This window comes from Streptomyces sp. NPDC021749, from assembly GCF_040640655.1.
GTDB lineage: Bacteria > Actinomycetota > Actinomycetes > Streptomycetales > Streptomycetaceae > Streptomyces.
The window spans coordinates 79,624-97,166 of sequence record NZ_JBFACE010000017.1; the positions used below are offsets into that span (position 1 = coordinate 79,624).

General features: G+C 72.6%; 18 protein-coding genes. 11 read left to right on the top strand and 7 right to left on the bottom strand.

Features of this window, described 5'->3' with window-relative positions; translation table 11 throughout:
* Nucleotides 1-9: 9 nt before the first annotated feature.
* Nucleotides 10-834 (bottom strand): class I SAM-dependent methyltransferase, encoded by an 825-nt coding sequence (locus AB0G35_RS18955; protein WP_360950181.1) that lies wholly within the window; start codon nt 832-834, stop codon nt 10-12.
* Nucleotides 835-1,022: 188 nt separating this feature from the next.
* On the opposite strand from AB0G35_RS18955, the gene mshA reads away from it, so the two are divergent.
* The 4 genes from mshA (at nt 1,023) to AB0G35_RS18975 (ending at nt 4,840) form a co-directional block, all read left to right on the top strand.
* Nucleotides 1,023-2,393 (top strand): D-inositol-3-phosphate glycosyltransferase, encoded by a 1,371-nt coding sequence (gene mshA, locus AB0G35_RS18960; protein ID WP_360950184.1) that lies wholly within the window; start codon nt 1,023-1,025, stop codon nt 2,391-2,393.
* Nucleotides 2,386-2,964 (top strand): YbjN domain-containing protein, encoded by a 579-nt coding sequence (locus tag AB0G35_RS18965; protein WP_360950187.1) that lies wholly within the window; start codon nt 2,386-2,388, stop codon nt 2,962-2,964. Before mshA ends, AB0G35_RS18965 begins: the two co-directional genes overlap by 8 nt.
* Before the next feature lie 797 nt (nt 2,965-3,761).
* Complete coding sequence (locus tag AB0G35_RS18970; protein ID WP_360950190.1) at nt 3,762-3,929, top strand: hypothetical protein; 168 nt, start codon at nt 3,762-3,764, stop codon at nt 3,927-3,929.
* Entirely contained in the window at nt 3,926-4,840 is a 915-nt protein-coding gene (locus AB0G35_RS18975; protein WP_360950193.1) for a methyltransferase, read from the top strand. The genes AB0G35_RS18970 and AB0G35_RS18975 overlap by 4 nt, the downstream gene beginning before the upstream one ends.
* A gap of 219 nt (nt 4,841-5,059) precedes the next feature.
* Here the strand turns inward: AB0G35_RS18975 and AB0G35_RS18980 are convergent, their stop codons facing one another.
* Nucleotides 5,060-6,415, bottom strand: coding sequence for a hydrolase (locus tag AB0G35_RS18980; RefSeq protein WP_360950196.1), 1,356 nt, complete (start codon nt 6,413-6,415; stop codon nt 5,060-5,062).
* A gap of 214 nt (nt 6,416-6,629) precedes the next feature.
* Nucleotides 6,630-8,075, bottom strand: a complete 1,446-nt coding sequence (locus tag AB0G35_RS18985) for an MFS transporter (protein WP_360950199.1) — start codon at nt 8,073-8,075, stop codon at nt 6,630-6,632.
* Between the two features lie 249 nt (nt 8,076-8,324).
* Between AB0G35_RS18985 and AB0G35_RS18990 the strand changes: the two genes are divergently transcribed.
* Nucleotides 8,325-9,086 (top strand): phosphoglyceromutase, encoded by a 762-nt coding sequence (locus AB0G35_RS18990; RefSeq protein ID WP_360950202.1) that lies wholly within the window; start codon nt 8,325-8,327, stop codon nt 9,084-9,086.
* 132 nt (nt 9,087-9,218) lie between these two features.
* On the opposite strand, the gene AB0G35_RS18995 is transcribed toward AB0G35_RS18990, so the two are convergent.
* Complete coding sequence (locus tag AB0G35_RS18995; RefSeq protein WP_360950205.1) at nt 9,219-9,656, bottom strand: hypothetical protein; 438 nt, start codon at nt 9,654-9,656, stop codon at nt 9,219-9,221.
* 168 nt (nt 9,657-9,824) lie between these two features.
* Between AB0G35_RS18995 and AB0G35_RS19000 the strand changes: the two genes are divergently transcribed.
* Nucleotides 9,825-10,073, top strand: coding sequence for an SCO4226 family nickel-binding protein (locus AB0G35_RS19000; RefSeq protein WP_360950208.1), 249 nt, complete (start codon nt 9,825-9,827; stop codon nt 10,071-10,073).
* Nucleotides 10,074-10,218: 145 nt separating this feature from the next.
* Here AB0G35_RS19000 and AB0G35_RS19005 read toward each other — a convergent pair whose 3' ends face one another.
* Complete coding sequence (locus tag AB0G35_RS19005) at nt 10,219-10,377, bottom strand: hypothetical protein (RefSeq protein WP_360950419.1); 159 nt, start codon at nt 10,375-10,377, stop codon at nt 10,219-10,221.
* A 245-nt stretch (nt 10,378-10,622) separates the two neighbouring features.
* Nucleotides 10,623-11,300 (bottom strand): phosphate signaling complex protein PhoU, encoded by a 678-nt coding sequence (gene phoU / locus AB0G35_RS19010; RefSeq protein WP_360950211.1) that lies wholly within the window; start codon nt 11,298-11,300, stop codon nt 10,623-10,625.
* 388 nt (nt 11,301-11,688) lie between these two features.
* Between phoU and AB0G35_RS19015 the strand changes: the two genes are divergently transcribed.
* Together AB0G35_RS19015 and AB0G35_RS19020 are read left to right on the top strand one after the other, a co-directional pair.
* The gene (locus AB0G35_RS19015) at nt 11,689-12,957 is read left to right on the top strand and encodes an ATP-binding protein (protein ID WP_360950214.1); all 1,269 of its coding nucleotides are present in this window, start codon (nt 11,689-11,691) and stop codon (nt 12,955-12,957) included.
* Entirely contained in the window at nt 12,954-13,634 is a 681-nt protein-coding gene (locus AB0G35_RS19020; protein ID WP_265361553.1) for a response regulator transcription factor, read from the top strand. The genes AB0G35_RS19015 and AB0G35_RS19020 overlap by 4 nt, the downstream gene beginning before the upstream one ends.
* A 129-nt stretch (nt 13,635-13,763) precedes the next feature.
* Here AB0G35_RS19020 and AB0G35_RS19025 read toward each other — a convergent pair whose 3' ends face one another.
* Nucleotides 13,764-14,459, bottom strand: coding sequence for a DUF461 domain-containing protein (locus tag AB0G35_RS19025; protein WP_360950217.1), 696 nt, complete (start codon nt 14,457-14,459; stop codon nt 13,764-13,766).
* Between the two features lie 787 nt (nt 14,460-15,246).
* Between AB0G35_RS19025 and AB0G35_RS19030 the strand changes: the two genes are divergently transcribed.
* From AB0G35_RS19030 to ispF, 3 genes are all read left to right on the top strand, one after another.
* Nucleotides 15,247-15,729, top strand: coding sequence for a CarD family transcriptional regulator (locus AB0G35_RS19030; protein WP_003953493.1), 483 nt, complete (start codon nt 15,247-15,249; stop codon nt 15,727-15,729).
* A gap of 414 nt (nt 15,730-16,143) precedes the next feature.
* Entirely contained in the window at nt 16,144-16,890 is a 747-nt protein-coding gene (ispD, locus tag AB0G35_RS19035; RefSeq protein ID WP_360950220.1) for a 2-C-methyl-D-erythritol 4-phosphate cytidylyltransferase, read from the top strand.
* Complete coding sequence (ispF, locus tag AB0G35_RS19040) at nt 16,877-17,395, top strand: 2-C-methyl-D-erythritol 2,4-cyclodiphosphate synthase (RefSeq protein ID WP_360950223.1); 519 nt, start codon at nt 16,877-16,879, stop codon at nt 17,393-17,395. The genes ispD and ispF overlap by 14 nt, the downstream gene beginning before the upstream one ends.
* Nucleotides 17,396-17,543: the final 148 nt, after the last annotated feature.

Below are 17,543 nucleotides of genomic sequence, written 5' to 3' on the forward strand. Positions count from 1 at the left end.
CCGCCGCCCCTACCCGCGCGGCGCCAGCGCCTCCCAGCGCACGGTGACCTCGCCCTGGCGGCGCCGCCGCGGGTCACCGGTCAGCGGCCAGTCCGCCGCGAGGGAGGTCACGGCGGCCCGCCACCGCTGCCGCGCACCGAATGCCCCCAGCGGGGCGGCCGCCGCCCAGGCCCGGTCGAAGTCACGCAGGAAGGCGTGCACCGGCTCGCCCGGCACATTGCGGTGTATCAGCGCCTTGGGGAGCCGTTCGGCCAGGTCGGAGGGGGTTTCCAGGGAGCCGAGCCGGGCCGCGAAGGTGACCGTGCGGGGCCCTTCGGGACCCAGCGCCACCCATACGTGCCGACGCCCTATCTCGTCGCAGGTGCCCTCGACCAGCAGCCCGCCGGGGGCCAGCCGCGCGCACAGCCGCTGCCAGACGGCGGCCACCTCGTCCTCGTCGTACTGCCGCAGCACGTTCGCGGCCCGTATCAGGGCCGGCGCCCGCCTCCGGTCGCCGGGCAGCGGCACCTCGAAGCCGCCGTGCAGGAAGTCCAGCCCCGGCTTCTCGTACGGGCGGGCGGCGGCCACCCGGGCGGGGTCGATCTCTATGCCGACGACCCGGGCGTCGGGGCGGACCGTGCGCAGCCGGCCCAGCAGCTCGACCGCGGTCCAGGGCGCGGCGCCGTAGCCGAGGTCGACCGCGACCGGGTCGGCCGAGCGGCGCAGCGCGGCACCGTGTTCGGCGGCTATCCAGCGGTCCATGCGGCGCAGCCGGTTGGGGTTGGTGGTCCCGCGGGTCGCGCTGCCGACGGGCCGGGCCGGCGCGGGGTGAGCGGGGGCGGGGCGGCGGGGCATGGCTTCGAGAGTATGGGGGCCCGGAGCCCCCCTTGCCCCGCGGTCACGTGCGATCGGTCACGTGCACCGAATGGTCACGCTTTGGCAAAGTACGACGAGGGAACGCCGGACGGAAATGCATCGCCCGCATGTGTTGTTGCAGCAGGTCGGTGGTGTGCCACCACGCCCTGGCTAGGAGGTAGCTCGACGTGAGCCCCTATGTGTCCCGGCTCCGCAGCCGTCCCCATGGCCCGTTCCCGGGGCCGTCGCGGCTGCGGCTGCCCGGCGGCCCGCGCCGCCCGCGCCGGGTGGCCATGCTCAGCGTCCACACCTCCCCGCTCCACCAGCCCGGCACCGGCGACGCCGGCGGCATGAACGTCTACATCGTCGAGCTCGCCAAGAAGCTCGCCGCCATCAACATCGAGGTGGAGATCTTCACCCGCGCCACCACGGGCACCCTCCCGCCCGCCGTCGACCTCGCCCCCGGCGTCCTCGTCCGTCACGTCGACGCCGGACCGTACGAGGGCCTGGCCAAGGAGGACCTCCCCGCCCAGCTGTGCGCCTTCACCCACGGCGTGATGCAGGCCTGGGCCGGCCACCGCCCCGGCTACTACGACCTGGTCCACTCCCACTACTGGCTCTCCGGCCACGTCGGCTGGCTGGCCGCCGAGCGCTGGGGCGTCCCGCTGGTGCACGCCATGCACACCATGGCCAAGGTCAAGAACGCCGCCCTGGCCGTCGGTGACACCCCCGAGCCGCCCGCCCGGGTCATCGGCGAGACCCAGGTCGTCCGGGCCGCGGACCGCCTGATAGCCAACACCACCGAGGAGGCCGACGAGCTGATCCGGCATTACGACGCCGACCCCGGCCGGGTCGCCGTCGTCCACCCCGGTGTCAACCTCGACCGCTTCCGTCCGACGAGCGGCGGCATCGCCGAGAGCCGGGCCGCGGCCCGCGCCCGCCTCGGCCTCCCCCAGGACGCGGTCATCCCGCTCTTCGCCGGCCGCATACAGCCCCTCAAGGCGCCCGACATCCTGCTGCGGGCGACCGCCGCCCTGCTGGCCGAGGACCCCTCGCTGCGCTCCCGGCTCGTCGTCCCGGTCGTCGGCGGCCCCAGCGGCAGCGGCCTGGCCAAGCCCGAGGGCCTGCAGAAGCTCGCCGCCCGGCTCGGCATCGCCGACCTCGTGCGGTTCCGCCCGCCGGTCGGCCAGGAACAGCTCGCCGACTGGTACCGCGCCGCCTCCGTCCTGGTCATGCCCTCGTACAGCGAGTCCTTCGGCCTGGTCGCCATCGAGGCCCAGGCCTGCGGCACCCCGGTCGTCGCGGCCGCGGTCGGCGGCCTGCCGGTGGCCGTCCGCGACGGCGTCAGCGGCTTCCTCGTCGCCGGCCACGACCCGGCCGACTACGCCCGCGCCCTGCAGCGCTTCCTCCAGGACCCGGACCTCGCCACCCGCATGGGCGCCGACGCCGCCCGGCACGCCCAGTCCTTCGGCTGGGACACCGCCGCCGCGGCCACCGGCGATGTCTACACCGCGGCGATGCAGGAGCGGCGGCGTCACCTACGATCGGCCCATGGCTGACGACCTGCCCCAGGCTGATGACGTACGACCGGTGGACGACGTGCGGCCGGTGGACGACGTGCGGCCGGTGGACGACGTGCGCCCCGCGGACGCGCGACGGGTGATCGAGACGGCGCTGGACGACGCCGGCCTGGACTGGGAGTCCCCCTCCGACGGCACCTACGTCGTCAAGCTCCCCGGCACCCGCAAGCTGTCGACGACCTGCTCGCTCATCGTCGGCAAGCACTCGTTGTCCATCAACGCCTTCGTCGTCCGCCACCCCGACGAGAACCACGACGCCGTCCACCGCTGGCTCCTGGAGCGCAACACCCGCCTCTACGGCGTGAGTTACGCGATCGACAAGCTCGGCGATGTCTACCTCGCCGGCAAACTCCCGCTCGCCGCGGTCACCCCCGACGAACTCGACCGCCTCCTCGGCCAGGTCCTGGAAGCGGCGGACGGCGCCTTCAACACCCTCCTGGAACTGGGCTTCGCCACAGCCATCCGCAAGGAGTACGCATGGCGGGTTTCGCGCGGCGAGTCGACGCGGAACTTGGAGGCGTTCTCACACCTCACGCGCGAGCGCGATTAGCCCCACTTACGCGCGAGCGCCCTTGGCCCCGCTTACGCGCGAGCGCCCTTGGCCCCGCTTACGCGCGAGCGCCATTAGTTCCGCTTACGCGCGAGCGCCATTAGTTCCCCGTACTCGGCTGCGGCGCCGTGGCGGTGCCTCGCCGGTCCGCTGCGCTGTGCGGTGCCGCGTACGTACCTGGCTGTTGCGCCGCGGGTGTTGCTCACCGTGGCGCTGCGCTTTGTTGTGTCGCGTGCGTTGTCGGTGTCCCGACGTGGGGCTTGGTCGTCGTTGCCCCCGGTGTATGGAATACCTGCCCCGGCCTGTCGGTTGAGGCTCCGCAGGGGGCCCACGCACCCCTTACGGGATCTGTTCGACCCTCCCCTACGGGACCCCACCCCCACCCACCCTCCCCCCCACCCGCTCACGGACGGGTCGGAGCGGCGCACGTACCGCGCTACGAGCGCGCAGCCGACCGGCTTCGTTCGCCCCCACCGGCCTCTCACCCCCCACCCACGGGAGGGGACAGACCGGAGGACGAAGTCTGGAGGGCTGTCACCGCACCCGACCAACAACGCCCGCCGCCAGGCGCTACGGCGAGATGCCCCCGTGGTGGGACGGCCAGGTTCGTGCGCGGCGTACGTGCGCGGCGCCGCAAAGCCGCAGTGGCGACTTGCTGGAGCGGCAACAAAGCTTGCCGGTGCGGCCCAGTCAGGCGCATCGTCGGCCCAGGAGGTGCGGAAGCGTGGGGCGGCTGGCGGCTGGCGGCTGGCGGCTGGCGGCTGGCGGCTGGCGGCCGGCCGCTCGGAGGTCGAGCGGTGTCGTCCCGCCGGGCGCCGGGCGTCCGGGTGGTCGGCGACGTCGTCGAGACCGGCGCCCACTTGGTGACCGCGGCCGCGGCCGCGGCCAAGGCGGCGATCGCGGTGAACGCGGATCTGATCGAGGAAGAACTCACGGGACATCAACTGGAGGGACGCAAGCGATGAGCGGTGACAACTACGGCCACAACCACGGCCACCACCACGGCCACCACCACGGCCACCACCATGGCCACAACCTCGGCCACGGCAACGACTTCGACTGGGCCGCGATGGCCGATCTGCTGGAGCTGGAGGGCGAGATCCACAGCCCCTACGTGCGCCAGGCGTTCGAGGAGCTGAAGCACCTGAACCCGCGCCGCATCCTGGACATCGGCAGCGGGCCGGGGGTCGCCGCCTGCCGGCTGGCGGCGCTGTTCCCGCAGGCCGAGGTCACCGCGGTGGACGGCACGCCGGAGCTGCTGGCCCGCGCCCGGGAGCGGGCCGGGCGGCTCGGCGTACCGCTGCGGACCCAGGTGGCGGAATTCCCGGCGGGCCTCGCCGACCTGGGGCCGGCGGACCTGGTGTGGTCCGGGCAGGTCGTGCACCACGTCGGCGACCAGCAGGACGCGCTGAACCGGCTGGCGGGGCTGCTCACCCCCGGCGGCGTCCTCGCCATCGTCGAGGGCGGCCTGCCGCCCCGCTGGCTGCCGCGCGACCTGGGCTTCGGCCGTCCCGGTCTGCAGGAACGCCTCGACGCGGCGACCGCGCTCCGCTTCGGCCGGATGCGGGACGAACTGCCCGGCTCGGTGGCGGTGGTCGAGGACTGGCCCGGCATGCTGCGGGCCGCGGGGCTCACCGGCGCCCGGAGCCGGACCTTCCTCGTGGACCGGCCGGCCCCGCTGGCGGACGGTACCCGGCAGTTCGTACGGCGGTCCCTGGAGCGCTACCGGGACGTCCTCGACGACCACCTGGACGCCGAGGACCTGGCAACCCTGGACCGGCTCCTCGACCCGGCCGATCCGGCGGGCGTCGACCGGCGCCCGGACCTGTTCCTGCTGACGGCGAAGACCGTGCATTACGCGTCGTCGCCGGAGTGAGCGGACGGGTAGGGCAGCCGCCCGGCCGGTTCGTGCGGCCCGGCCGGGCGGCTTTCGTGCTCTCAGCTCTCGGCACCCACGTCTCGGCGCTGCTGTCTCCGCCCTGACCTCTCCGCTGTCGACTAAAAAATGCCCTGACCTCTCCGAGCTGCCGTCTCGGCGCTGCCGTCTCCGCCCTGACCTCCCATCACAGTCGTCCCCGCGCTGACGCCCCTGCCCTCACCGCACGAAGTGGATCTCCGGGTAGCGCGCCGATGGCCGGTCCAGCAGCCCGCCGTCGCCCCGTCCGCGGAGCCACCGGTCGAAGAACGCCGAGACGTACGCCCGCTGGGCCGCGACCGCCCGGGCCGGCCGCACCGTCCCGATCATCTTCGTCACCGCGGCCGGCGGCAGTTCCACCTGGCGCGCGATCTGCGGGATCAGCGACTCCGCGTCCGTGTACGTGGCGTGCCGGCTGCCGCGCAGCGTCAGGTCCCGCAGCCAGGCGCCCGCCCTGCCCTTGCTGTGCTTCCAGACCGCGCCCCAGGAGGCCACCGTGTGGTGGGTGTCCCCGTCCATCCCCATCAGCAACAACGGCCGGTCGACGCCGTCCCGGCCGACCGTCGACGGGTGCGACGGGTCGTCGTCCCGCTGGGTGTAGCCCATCACCCCGTCCAGGTTCGCCGCGGCCCGGATCCGCCGGTCGTCGTGCAGGGTCTGCGCCGCGGTGAACCCGCCGGCCGACTGCCCGAACATCCCGACCGCGCCCGTGTCCAGCACCCCGCGCAGCCCGCGCGGCAACGGGGAGGCGTCCCCCCGCCTGCCCAACTCGTCGAGTACGAACCGGGTGTCGGCCACCCGTACCGCGCTGACCTTCCGCAATAGCTGGGTCATCCGCCCGGACTTCTGCGCCTTGGCCACCTCCGCCAGCATCACGCTACGGGCCACCCGTCCGCCCGGGAACTCCACCGCGGGCGCCTCGTAGGTGTGGTCGAGGGTGACGACCACATAGCCGCGGGACGCCAGTTCGTCGCAGAGCGTGCTGCCGAACCCGCGCGGATCGCCCGCGCCGGGGGAGTAGAGCACCACCGGCAGCCGCTGCCCGGGCCGCCGCGCCACCACCGGCGCCCCCGTGCGCGCCGCGGTCCGGGTGGCCTGCCAGGCGACCTTCCCCGGCGGTACGTGTTCCGAGAAGCCGTTCATCCGGTCGAACGCGGCCGCCTCGCGCGGTGTCATCTGCGCGGCGCGCGGATACCGTCCGGCGCCCGCCCCTGCCGGGTACCGCACGTCGGCCATCAGCTCCCGGTGCCGATGCCCCGGCGTCCCACCGCCCCATGGATCACGCCGCTGGCGGTCGATCAGATGCAGGGTTGCCGTGCCCACCTGATAGCGGCCGGTGGGCGCGGGAAGGGTCATGGGCGCGGTGGAACGACTTCCGCCGGCGCCGGCGGAACGGGCCGCCGCCGTCGGGGGCGCCTCCCCCGGTGCCGTCCCGGCCACCGCGGCCACCCCTCCCGCCGCCAGCGCCCCGCCCGTCACCAGCACCGCGACCGCCACGCCCCACCGCGCCACCCGTCGTTCCGCACCCTCGTGCATGCCCAACTCCCCGCCGTTCCTCGTCGGATCACCGGTACGCCCGGACCGGTCGCCGGCCCGTCCGTACGCACTCCGAGCGTCCCGGAACGCCCCGCCCGGCTCGACCGTGCAGCCACGTCTCTTGGGGGTGGGGCTACCACGAAGGTCTCGGGGGCGGGGCTGTCACAAAGGTCTCGGGGCGGGGCTGTCACGAAGGCCCGTGCTGCTCGCCGCGTTACGCGACCGGTTCCTCCGTCGCCGGCGCGGACACGGGTGAAGAGGGCGTGGTGGCCACCGAAGAAGAGGGCGTGGTGGACACCGAAGAAGAGGACATGGACGTGGTGGACACGGAAGAAGAGGACGCGGCGGACACCAAAGAAGAGGACGTGGACGTGGTGGTCGTGGCCGTCTCGGCCGGAAGGCTGCGCAGCAGGAGGCCGTAGCCGAGGGCCGCCACCGTGCCGACGGCCGCACAGCCGGCCCAGAGGGTGTCCGCGCCGTAGTGGTCGATGACCGTGCCGCCGAGCAGAGGGGCGGTCAGGGAGGCGATGGACCAGGACAGTGCGTACATGCCCTGGTAGCGGCCGCGGCCGTGCACGGGGGAGAGGCGTACCACCAGGCCCATCTGGGTCGGGGAGTTGATGATCTCGCCGAGCGTCCAGACGGTGACCGCGAGCGCGTACATGGCGACCGAACCGGCCAGTGCGGTCAGCCCGAATCCGTAGCCGGCGAGCAGTGCCGAGCCGACGAGGAGCGTCGCGGGGCTGCGGTGCTCGATGAAGCGGGTCACCGGGATCTGGAGGAGGACGATCAGGACGCCGTTGACCGCGATGACGGCACCGAAGTCCGTGCTGGAGAAGCCGTCCCGGCCCATCGACACCGGCATGGAGATGTACGCCTGCTGGAAGAGCAGGGCCAGCAGGAGGTTGAGGCCGACGACGGTCATGAAGCGGCCGTCGCGCAGCACGGTCAGCATGGACACCGGCGCGGTGGCCGCGCCCGGGGCGCCGGGGTCCTGCGGTCCGGCCGGGGCGTCCGTGGCGGGCCGGGACTCGGGGAGCTTGAAGAAGACCACCAGCGCGCAGATCAGTACGAGCGTCGATTCGCCGAGGAAGAGGGCCAGATAGCCGTGCTTGGCGATGAGGCCGGCGGCGGTGGAGGAGACGGCGAAACCGAGGTTGATCGCCCAGTAGTTGAGGGAGAAGGCCCGCACCCGGTCCTCGGGGGCGACGATGTCGGACATCATCGCCTGTACGGCGGGACGGGAGGCGTTGGTCGCCATTCCGACGACGCCGGCCACCGCCGCGATGGCGACCGGGTCCGTCATGAAGCCGAGCAGCGCCACCGACGCCGACGTCGACAGCTGGGCGATCAGCATCGTGGGCCGCCGCCCGAGCCGGTCGGTCAGCACCCCGGCGCCCACGGAGGAGACCACCCCGCCGAGCCCGTAGAGCGCGCCGACCAGGCCCGCGTACGAGGCGGAGTAGCCGCGCTCGACGGTGAGGTAGAGGGCCAGGAACGTGGCGACGAACGCGCCCAGCCGGTTGATCAGAGTGCTGGTCCACAGCCACCAGAACTGCCGGGGCAGTCCGGAGACGCTGTCGGCGGCGGCCCGCCGGAGCCTGGACAACCGGGCCGGGCGGGATGCGTGGGGCGCGTGGGGCGGAGTGGGCGTGCGCATGACAGTGAAATCCCCCGAGCGGTGTGCGGTGCGATGCGGTGCCGTGCGGTGTGTGGCGTGGCGCGTCGTGCGAGGCGGCCGGCGACCGTTCCACCGTCGAAGATGTAAGTGGCGCCTACCGCATGCGCAACCTACATATCGCCCCGCCCCGCCCGCCAGTCATTTGACGGGAACCGTCAAACGTTACGCAGAAGACCAGGTCGTGGACCCGGGCAAGGCCGCATCCGGAATTCGATTACGCTCGACGGCATGGCCGACGCACCGTACAAGCTGATCCTGCTCCGCCACGGCGAGAGCGAGTGGAACGCGAAGAACCTGTTCACCGGCTGGGTGGACGTCAACCTCAACGAGAAGGGCGAGAAGGAGGCGGTCCGCGGCGGAGAGCTGCTCCAGGAGGCCGGCCTGCTCCCCGACGTCGTGCACACCTCCCTCCAGAAGCGCGCCATCCGCACCGCGCAGCTGGCCCTGGAGGCCGCCGACCGCCACTGGATTCCCGTGCACCGTTCGTGGCGCCTGAACGAGCGCCACTACGGCGCGCTGCAGGGCAAGGACAAGGCGCAGACCCTGGCCGAGTTCGGCGAGGAGCAGTTCATGCTCTGGCGCCGCTCGTACGACACCCCGCCGCCGCCGCTCGCCAACGACGCGGAGTTCTCGCAGTTCGACGACCCCCGCTACGCCGCGCTCCCGCCGGAGCTGCGCCCGCAGACCGAGTGCCTCAAGGACGTCGTCGTCCGCATGCTGCCCTACTGGTTCGACGGCATCGTCCCAGACCTGCTCGCCGGTAAGACGGTCCTGGTCGCCGCCCACGGCAACAGCCTGCGCGCCCTGGTCAAGCACCTCGACGGCATCTCCGACGCGGACATCGCCGGCCTGAACATCCCCACCGGCATTCCCCTCTCCTACGAGCTGGATGCCGACTTCCGCCCGGTCACCCCCGGCGGCACCTACCTCGACCCGGAGGCCGCCAAGGCCGCCATCGAGGCCGTGAAGAACCAGGGCAAGAAGAAGTAAGCCCACACGATCAAGCCCCCTGCCTGCGGGTTTTCCGCGGGAAGGGGGCTTGTTCGCGTACGGGGCGGGGGGGGGGCGGGGGGCGGGGTGCACGGGTGCACGGGTGCACGGGTGCACGGGGGCGGGAGTTCGTCAGACGCGCTCGCCCGGCAGGTGGCGGGGGACGGCGACCAGGCCGTAGAGGACGAGCAGGGACATGGCCATCACGAAGATCGACCAGTAGGGGAACGTCGACAGGAAGATCAGCTGGCCGACGAGGCAGGCGGAGGCCAGCACGATGCCGGTGATCCGCGCGGCCCGCACCCCGAGGAACACGCCCAGGCTCGCCAGGATCTGGGCGACGCCGATGATGATCCACACCCAGCCCCAGAAGGTGAAGTTGAAGACCAGCAGGCGGTTGCCGTGGTTGGCGGTCGTGGAGTAGTAGCCGTGGTCGAGCAGGGCGACGAAGCCGTTGATGATGTCGAACAGGCCGCTCAGCATCAGCAGGAGGCCGGCGAACGCGACCCAGTGGGACCGTTCGGCGGGCGGTACGGAACGGCTTTCCGGTGGGGGCTGACTCGGCTGCATACATCCCATCTCGCCGGGCCGGGGGCGGCGGCGCAACCGGCGGCGGGCCGTTGGGGCGAAGCGCCGGGCGGCCTCCCGGGGGACGTTCCGGGCGTGCGGAGGCAGCATGGAAGGGGGCGCCGGGGGAGGGGCAGGCAGTGTTCATCCGCAACGGGAAGGACCGGAGCGATGCCCAAGTTCATGGACGTCCATCACCACATGAAGGGCCTCACGGCCGATCAGCTCAGAGAGGCGCACCAGGCGGACCTCGCCATCCAGGACGAGGAGGGCGTGACGTTCGAGCACGCCTGGGCCGACACCGACTCCGGTCAGGTCTTCTGCCTGTCGGACGCACCCTCGGCGGAGGCCGTCCAGCGCATCCACGAGCGCGCCGGGCACAAGGCGGACGAGGTCCACCAGCTGACGCTCAGCGTGTGATCCGGGCGGTGTCGCATGCGGCAGGCCCCGGGCCGGCATCACTGCCGGCCCGGGGCCCGGGTGGCTCCGTGCTGTCGTGCCGTAGGGCTGTCGTGCGGGCTGTTGTGCTGTAGGGCTGTCGTGCGGGCCGTCGTGACGAGGGCCGCTAGCAGCCGCCGCCGCACTGGCAGGAGCCGCCCGACTGGCAGCCGCAGCTGCAGCCGGGGCCGCAGCTGCACCCGGCGAGCAGCGGGAGCTGCGGGCGGTCGCCGGCCGCCGGGGTGTGCGGGGACGCGTGGTTCGGAGAGTCCGCCATGAGTGCCATGCATTGCCTCCTAGGGGTCACCTGAAGCCATTGCATGCCCGGGCGCCGAGGCGCGTCAACGGCGCGTGAACGGCGCGCGGAGGCACACCGCAACGGCGCATGGTGGCGCAGCGGGCAGACGTACCGGACGGGCCGCGGGCCCCCACGCCCCCGGCCGGCCCGGCAAGTCCTCCACGCCCTGGCCGGCCCGGCAGGTTCACGCCCTGGCCGGCCCGGCAGGTTCATGCCCCGGGACGGCCCCGGACCTACGCGCCCTCGACCGGCGTCGCCGGGGCGATCTCGTCGGCGTGCTCACCGGTGACGAGGTAGACCACCCGCTTGGCGACGGACACCGCGTGGTCCGCGAAGCGCTCGTAGTAGCGGCCGAGCAGGGTCACGTCCACCGCCGTCTCGATGCCGTGCTTCCAGCGGTCGTCCATCAGGTGCTGGAAGAGCGTGCGGTGCAGCAGGTCCATCGCGTCGTCGTCCTGCTCCAGCTGGAGCGCCAGGTCGACGTCCTTGGTGATGATGACCTCGGCCGCCTTCGCCATCAGGCGCTGCGCCAGCTGCCCCATCTCCAGGATGGTGGCGTGCAGATCGCGCGGCACGGCCGTCTGCGGGAAGCGCAGCCGGGCCAGCTTGGCCACGTGCTGAGCCAGGTCGCCGGAGCGCTCCAGGTCGGCGCTCATCCGCAGCGAGGTGACGACGATCCGCAGGTCGGTGGCGACCGGCTGCTGCCGCGCCAGCAGGGCGATCGCCCGGGCCTCCAGGTCGCGCTGGAGGTCGTCGACCTTCTCGTCGCCGGCGATCACGTTCTCGGCCAGCTTCAGGTCCGCGTCGAGTATCGCCGTGGTGGCGCGCCCGATCGCGGAGCCGACGAGCCGGGCCATTTCGACCAGGCCCTCGCCGATCGAATCCAGCTCCTCGTGGTACGCGTCCCGCATCTGTGTCCTTCTCTCGCGTCGAGTGTCGGGTGTCGTGTGTCGCGTGGGTGGGGGGAGTACGGCGGTGGGTCCCGGGGAGGGTTCCGGTGTCCACGCTCTCACGGTCCGTGTCCGCGCGGGCCGTCTCCCGGGCGGCACCGGCCCGTCACCCGGACCGCACCCTCACCCTGCGGCCGGATCGCGACCTGCGGGGCCACCGGGGGTGAACCGGTGCCGACGCCAAGGTGAACTCTGGGCGACCGGCCACCGCCTCCGGGGCGGCCGCCCGCACGGCGCCGGCGTCCGGAGTGAACCCGCGCGGACGCCACGGTGAACTCTGGGCGACGGCTGTCCGAGCAGCGGCTCGCGAGGCTGGGGGAGTGTCGGAACCGGCACATACTCTGGAGTCATGAACGTGGACGCGGCCGTCGCCGCAGTGGCTGCGATCGCCGGGCTCTGCACCGGCGTCTTCGCCATGCTGGCGTTCCGCTGGAGCGAACGCGACCAGGCCAAGCCCACCCGCTCCTCGCTGCACACGGACGCGGTGCTGCCGCCCGGCGTCGACACCGTCCTGTCGGTGCTCCGCTCCTCCGCCGTGGTACTCGACGAGGCCGACGCGGTCGTCAAGGCGAGCTCCGCGGCGTACGCGCTCGGGCTGGTCCGCGGCGGCAAGCTCGCCGTCGAGCCGATGATGCAGATGGCCCGGGACACCCGCAGGGACGGCGAGATACGCCAGGTCGAGCTGGACCTCCCACGCCGGGGCACCGGCCGCGGCGAGGCGCTCGCGGTCTCCGCCCGGGTCGCCCCGCTCGGCTCCCGGCTCGTCCTGCTGCTGGTCGAGGACCTCACCGAGGCCCGCCGCATAGAGGCGGTCCGCCGGGACTTCGTCGCCAACGTCAGCCATGAGCTCAAGACCCCCGTCGGCGCGCTGTCGCTGCTCTCCGAGGCCGTGATGGACGCCAGCGACGACCCCGAGGCGGTCACCCGCTTCGCCGGCCGGATGCAGAACGAGGCCACCCGCCTGACCAACCTCGTCCAGGAGCTGATCGACCTCTCCCGGGTCCAGAACGACGACCCGCTGGAGGACGCCGAGCCGGTCCCCGTCGACGAGCTGGTCGCCGAGGCCATCGACCGCTGCCGCCAGCAGGCCGGCGCCAAGCAGATCACCATGGCCTCCGGGGGCACCGCCGACCTGAGCGTCTGGGGCAACCGCGGCCAGCTCGCCGCGGCCCTGGGCAACCTCGTCGAGAACGCCGTCAACTACTCCCCGGCCCGCACCCGCGTCGGGATCGCCGGCCGGCGGATCACCGCGCCCGGTGGCGACCTGATCGAGATCGCCGTGACCGACCAGGGCATCGGGATATCCGAAAGGGACCGGGACCGCATCTTCGAGCGGTTCTACCGCGTGGACCCGGCGCGCTCCCGCGCCACCGGCGGGACCGGCCTCGGCCTCGCCATCGTCAAGCACGTGGCCGCCTCGCACGGCGGGGAGGTCACGGTGTGGAGCGCTGAGGGACAGGGCTCCACCTTCACCCTGCGTCTCCCGGAAGCCGGGGCCGTACGCGACCGCGAACGGCCCGACGACCTCTCCGCGGAGGGCCTCGACGACGAGGACCGCCCGTACGAGACCTTCAACGATCCGCTCCCAGCTCACCCAGCCCCGGAGGTCCTTCCGTGACCCGAGTGCTTGTCGTCGAGGACGAGGAATCGTTCAGCGATGCACTGTCGTACATGCTCCGTAAGGAGGGCTTCGAGGTAGCCATCGCGGCTACGGGCCCCGACGGCCTGGACGAATTCGAGCGCAACGGCGCCGACCTCGTCCTGCTGGACCTGATGCTGCCGGGCCTGCCCGGCACCGAGGTCTGCCGCCAGCTGCGCAACCGCTCCAACGTCCCGGTCATCATGGTGACCGCCAAGGACAGCGAGATCGACAAGGTGGTCGGCCTGGAGATAGGGGCCGACGACTACGTCACCAAGCCCTTCTCCTCCCGCGAACTGGTCGCCCGCATCCGCGCCGTGCTGCGCCGCCGCGGCGAGCCCGAGGAGGTCACCCCGCAGGCCCTGGAGGCCGGCCCGGTCCGGATGGACGTGGACCGCCACGTCGTCACGGTCTCCGGCGGCAAGGTCGACCTCCCGCTGAAGGAGTTCGACCTCCTGGAGATGCTGCTGCGCAACGCGGGCCGGGTGCTGACCCGCATGCAGCTGATCGACCGGGTCTGGGGCGCCGACTACGTGGGCGACACCAAGACGCTCGATGTGCACGTCAAGCGACTGCGGGCCAAGATCGAGCCCGACCCGGGCGCTCCGCGCTACCTCGTCACGGTCCGCGGTCTGGGCTACAAGTTCGAGCCGTAGAGAACCCCTCTCCGGACGCCGGAGGCCGCCGCGGGGAGCTGCGCGCGGCGGCGCGCCGGAGTACGCGTCAGGGGCGCCCATCCGGGGGGATGGGCGCCCCTGACGCGTTGTCCGGGCCCTCGGGGTGGGTCAGTGGGCGCCGTGCACCGAGGCCGACGGCTTGGGCGAGAGGGAGCTCGCACCGGCCTTGGGCTTGCCGGACTCCGACGGCGAGGCCGACTCCGACGGCGAGGCCGACTCCGACGGCGAGGCCGACTCCGACGGCGAGGCCGACTCCGACGGCGAGGCCGAGCCGGACGGCTGCGGCACCTCGGCCGGCCCGTAGCCCTGGAAGTAGCTCTTCGCCGGGACGACGAAGGCGCCCAGCTTCACCTTGCCGGCCGAGCTGAAGCTGAACGTCAGCGGCTGGATGTTGCCGTCCTGGACGGCTTCCCGGCCGCTGGCGAGCACGGCCGAGGCGTTGCCCTGGCCGCCGATCACGACGGAGCCGCCGGCCGGCACGGTGATCGCGCCCGCCGAGCCGCCGGCCGGCGTCAGCTTGGCCGACTGGCCGGTGCCGTTGACGGAGATGGCGGTCAGCTTCTGGTCCTTGGCGCCGTTGTTGAACACCGTCGCGGTGACCACGGCCGGGCCCTTGGCATTCAGGTCGGGCTGGGTGACCACGGACGCGTTCTGGATCTTGATGTCGCCCGCGGAGGTCGCGGCGTTGTCCGGCTTGACCTGCAGCGTCTGGGCGTCGTTCCCGGCCCCGCAGGCGGACAGCGAGGCGATCGAGAGCGAAAGGACGGTGGCGGCGAGGACGCCGCGTCGAAGGCTGCGGCTCACGGCGGCGGCATCTCCTTGACGAGCTACGGCGGCCGAACGTTCGTGCCCGGTCGCGGATGGACGGCTGGGGCGGGCTTGCGTACGCGTCATGGCGACGGGCACGTAAAGCCGCCCTAAAAGGGTGTGTCAGCGCCGCTAGGTTACCGAGCCGTCCCCGCGCCGCCGCACCCGACCCGCCCCCAGCGGGATCACGGGCCCCCCGCCCGCGCGCGACCCGGGGAGGACGGCCGTGGTCCGGGGCCGCGGTCGGTGAGGGGGAGGGGAATCCGCAGAGGGAGGCGCGGAACCGTCGCGGAGACCCGGAACACCCGACGACAACCGTCATGAACGGACACCGACAACACGCCGGAATATCCCCGGGCGGCCGTTCGGGTGCCGCCTCGCCGAATCCCCTGCCGCTTTCCCTGGCCGAAAAGGAGTATTCGAAGGGAATGTGAAGGCCCCGCGGAATTGATCACACTGTTCGGCCGCCGGGCGGTGATCAATTCCGGAATCGGTCCCGAGGGGCCCGTGAGCAGCCGAACGGAGTAGCGGAACTCGCTCATGTGGATCCGTGCAAAACGGGTCTTTCGGCCTGTCGATCGAGACCTTCCGGGCATGTGACGCGCACGTTTCCGCTCACCCGAGAAGCCCCTCCGACCTGCGAATACCCGCATCCCGGACCCCCTCGCAGCACGTCCCGGCCGCTGTTGTCAAGCCCCGAGATATGCCCTGACCTGCGAAAACGCCATTCAGAACGGTCCGTTCCCGTGTTAGCATGGATAGCCACGGAAGGGGTACCTGTCACATGACGTTCAAGGTTGGCGACACCGTGGTCTATCCCCATCACGGGGCCGCGCTGATCGAGGCCATCGAAACTCGCCAGATCAAAGGCGTGGACAAGACCTACTTGGTGCTGAAGGTCGCCCAGGGCGACTTGACTGTTCGTGTGCCAGCGGACAATGCGGAGTTCGTCGGCGTACGCGACGTGGTTGGTCAGGACGGGCTGGACCGGGTCTTCGAGGTGCTGCGCGCACCGTATGCCGAAGAGCCCACGAACTGGTCCCGTCGCTACAAGGCAAATCTTGAGAAGCTCGCTTCCGGCGATGTGATCAAGGTCGCCGAGGTCGTGCGTGACCTGTGGCGGCGCGAGCGGGAGCGTGGACTCTCCGCAGGTGAGAAGCGGATGCTCGCCAAGGCCCGCCAGATCCTGGTGAGCGAGCTCGCCCTCGCCGAGAACACCAACGAAGACAAGGCCGAGGCCCTGCTCGACGAGGTCCTCGCGTCCTGACGACGCTGTCCGGCGCCCCGCCGACGCAGCGACGAACGACGTAGCAATGCCGCGGTGCCCGAGTGACGACCGTCTCCTGTGGAGGGTCTGTTGCCGGGCGCTGCGGCATATCTGGCTGTGGTTCACTGCGGCGCTGTGAACGGACCACCCGTGCTGTGACGGGTCGGCTGTGGAAAACGGGCGGTGAAAGCGGCCTGTGGAAATCGGGCCGCCGACGAACGCCGGGCCCACCGGCGTGGGCCGGGCCCGGGCAGCTGCCCCGACCGCTGTCACGGAAGGGTCCGGTCAGGGCGTCGCACCCGGCACTCCCCGCTCTTCACGGGCAGGGCGTCCTCCCAGGCCATACCCACCTCGTCCGAGGAAACAAACCTGTCTGCCCCAATTCCGGGCTCGCCCCGGACTCCGGAGCCATCGATGTCAGATCCCTCCCGCCCGATCCGCACCGCCGTGGTGATCCCGGCCGCCGGCCGCGGTGTCCGGCTCGGTCCCGGCACCCCCAAGGCCCTGCGCACCCTGGGCGGCACCCCCATGCTGGTGCACGCCGTCCGCGCGATGGCCGCCTCCCGGGCCGTCTCCCACATCGTCGTGGTCGCCCCGTCCGACGGCGCCACCGAGGTCGGCCGGCTGCTGCACGAGTACCCGCTCGCCGACCGCACCGAGCTCGTGGTCGTCCCCGGCGGGCAGACCCGCCAGGAATCCGTACGCCGCGGCCTGGCCGCGCTGCCCGAGGGCATCGACGTGGTCCTGGTGCACGACGCGGCGCGCCCGCTGGTCCCGGTCGACACGGTCGACGCGGTGATTGCGGCGGTGCGCGCCGGAGCGCCCGCCGTCGTCCCCGCGCTGCCGCTCGCCGACACCGTCAAGCAGGTCGAACCGCAGCCCCAGGGCACCCCCGAGCCGGTCGTCGGCACCCCCGAGCGGTCCCTGCTGCGCGCCGTGCAGACCCCGCAGGGCTTCGACCCGGAGACGCTCCGCAAGGCCCACGACACCGTCGTGGTGGGCGAGGGCGCCACCGACGACGCCGGGCTGGTGGAGCGGCTCGGCGCGTCGGTCGTGGTCGTCCCCGGCCACGAGGAGGCGTTCAAGGTGACCCGGCCGCTGGACCTGGTCCTGGCCGAGGCCGTACTCGCCCGGAGGAGGGCCACCGATGGCTACGTCTGAGCAGAACCCCGCCGGCCCGCTCGTCCCCCTCGTGGGCATCGGCACCGACGTGCACGCCTTCGAGCAGGGCCGTGAGCTGTGGTGCGCCGGGCTCCTGTGGGACGCCGCGGAGAGCGACGGCTACGGGCTGGCCGGCCACAGCGACGGCGACGTGGCCGCGCACGCCGCCTGCGACGCGCTGTTCTCGGCGGCCGGCGTCGGCGACCTCGGCGCGCACTTCGGCACGAGCCGTCCCGAGTGGTCCGGCGCCTCCGGGGTGACCCTGCTGGCCGAGGCCGCCCGGATCGTCCGCGCCGAGGGCTTCACCATCGGCAACGTGGCGGTGCAGGTGATCGGCGTCCGCCCGAAGGTCGGCAAGCGGCGCGACGAGGCGCAGAAGGCGCTCTCGGCGGCGGTCGGCGCGCCGGTCTCGGTCTCCGGGACCACCTCGGACGGGCTGGGGCTGACCGGCCGCGCCGAGGGCCTGGCGGCGGTCGCCACGGCCCTCGTCTTCCGCACGGCGTAGGGGCGTAGCGACGGCCGCGTACGGCGGCGCGGGTCCGATCGGCCCAACAGCGGCCGGTCGGACCGGCGGTGGTCGGCGGGAATGCCGGGCGGCGCACGGGTGTTGAGGGAGGATCGGAGTGCTCGTGTCCCTCGGAACGGCCCGCAGG